General features: G+C 49.3%; 2 protein-coding genes. Both read right to left on the bottom strand.

What is annotated here, in order from left to right:
* Positions 1-195 precede the first annotated feature (195 nt).
* Positions 196-648 carry a hypothetical protein gene (locus tag IT781_RS21705; RefSeq protein WP_194972257.1) on the bottom strand — a complete coding sequence of 151 codons (453 nt, stop codon included), beginning with the start codon at positions 646-648 and terminating at the stop codon, positions 196-198.
* A gap of 2 nt (positions 649-650) precedes the next feature.
* A partial coding sequence (locus IT781_RS21700; RefSeq protein WP_305076268.1) for an RHS repeat domain-containing protein occupies positions 651-1,905 on the bottom strand: 1,255 nt, incomplete at its 5' end.

Below are 1,905 nucleotides of genomic sequence, written 5' to 3'. Positions count from 1 at the left end.
CATCGTACAGCCTCGTTTGAATCAGGCCGTTGCCGAAGGTTTCTTCACTCCATTGAGGAATATTAGCCTTCAGCGACATAGTGAAGGCTAATATAACCAGAAATAAGGGTACATTAATAATTAATCCACATTTATATCCCAAGACACAATCTCTAAAAAGTCGTCATCCACGCAAAGCTCTGAGTATGCCCTGCTTTATGTCTCTGAAAACTTAATCTCAACAACCAAATCGTTGAAATTTACATCCCCTATACCGTCACTACACTCTAGAAGGATTTTGTTTTCTTCTTCATTAATGCATAGACCCGCATTGCCAATCCATGCGTGCGTAGTGTTTTTATTTCGCCAAACATTCCAAAACTTAACAGTCTCATCGGATTTCGATGAAAATTTAATTGGTATTTCCGCTGGGCATGTATCCGTCCAAAGTATGATTTCAGGGTAAAGTTGCCCATTGACCTCGAATTTTCCCTTTGCACCCTTGATATGCACCCCCTGTACAATCTCTTCAGAGTGCGAAAGTATTTTAATAGTAAAAATCGTGTTGGCTTTCACTTCCCGTTTATAAATGCCATGTACAAGTCTCCCTGAGAACGTTATCGGTTCACCTTTGGCTTCTTGGAATAGTTCAGATAAGGTGCTAGTCATTTCTAATATCCAGGACGGCGGAATGGATCAATAGCAGAATGTTCTTGAGGCCAACGAGGTACAAACTCAGTGCCGCCATCACGAAAAGGGATCGGTTCGTGACTTAACTCCATACTCTCAAGCGCGCCTTTATCGAAATTAAATCGCTGTGGAGCAAGACCTTTCTGCATGCGACTTAAATTATCGGACCCATAGTTTTTTGTGCACTGCTGCACATCTTGAGCTTGATTTTTCCAATATCGGCTGCGGACAGTAGACCAAGCTGGTTCGTTCCCTTTAGCTGTTAATTTGTAGACATCGTCGCCAACTTTCCATCCTATGCGAGCTTCTTGCGCAACTACCGATGCTTCAGCCGAAACAGGGCTTGGCAGTTCAGATGCAATTTCTGCGACAAGAATTCCAGCAGTATTAATTGCAACTGCATTTTCTAGAATGAATGTACAAACTGGTAACAAGGGGCCAATGCATAATCCCGATGGATCGGTATATCTCAGCGAATTATTTAGAGCATAAGCAAACGTATTCACTCCACCTTTAATTCCAATAGGATCGCTGGTGAGATAGCGGCCGGTAGCCGGATGGTAATAGCGCTGGCCGTTGTAGTGGAAGCCGGTTTCGCTGTCGAAGTATTGGCCGGGGAAGCGGAGATTGACGGTCCGGGCGGCCAGGGCCGGTGCACTGGTTCCAAAGGCCTCGCCATCCCATCGCCAGACCGGGGCGCCTGTTTCACTGGTGCCGATCCTCGGCGTGCCCAGGTGGTCGGTGTGCAGGTAGGTGATGATGACGCCGGCGTCGATCTGCGCGATCGGTGTATTGTCGGTGTAGAGATAAGTCCGGCTTAATCCGGCGCCGGTGCTTTCGCCGATCAAGTTGCCGGCGATATCGTAAAGGTAGGTCTTGGGGCTGCCGCTGACTGTTTTTTCCGATCGCAGGCCCGAGTGGTTATAGCGGTACCGGACCAGCTCCGTGCCCTGTTGGTCGATGTGATCGATTTGTCCGGCGCTGGTGTAGTGGAGCGTGAAGTTCCCGATCGACGTGATCTGCCCGGCCAGATCGGTGATGACAGCCTGGCCGCCCTTGCCGGTGAGCCGATTGCTGGCTAGAGCGTAGGTGTACCCTTCTTCGCTCTTCTCCAGTCGGTTGCCGTTGGCGTCGTACTGGTAGCTGTTGACGCTCGGACCCGATTCGGCCGTGAGCTGGTCGAGCGCGTCATAAGCGTAGTCGATCGGGCCGGCCGCATCATTTTTCGAAATCAGG

The sequence above is a fragment of the Methylobacter sp. BlB1 genome (assembly GCF_015476545.1).
GTDB lineage: Bacteria > Pseudomonadota > Gammaproteobacteria > Methylococcales > Methylomonadaceae > Methylobacter.
The sequence above is the reverse complement of the archived record's forward strand: the minus strand, read 5'-3'. Positions and strand labels throughout refer to the sequence as shown.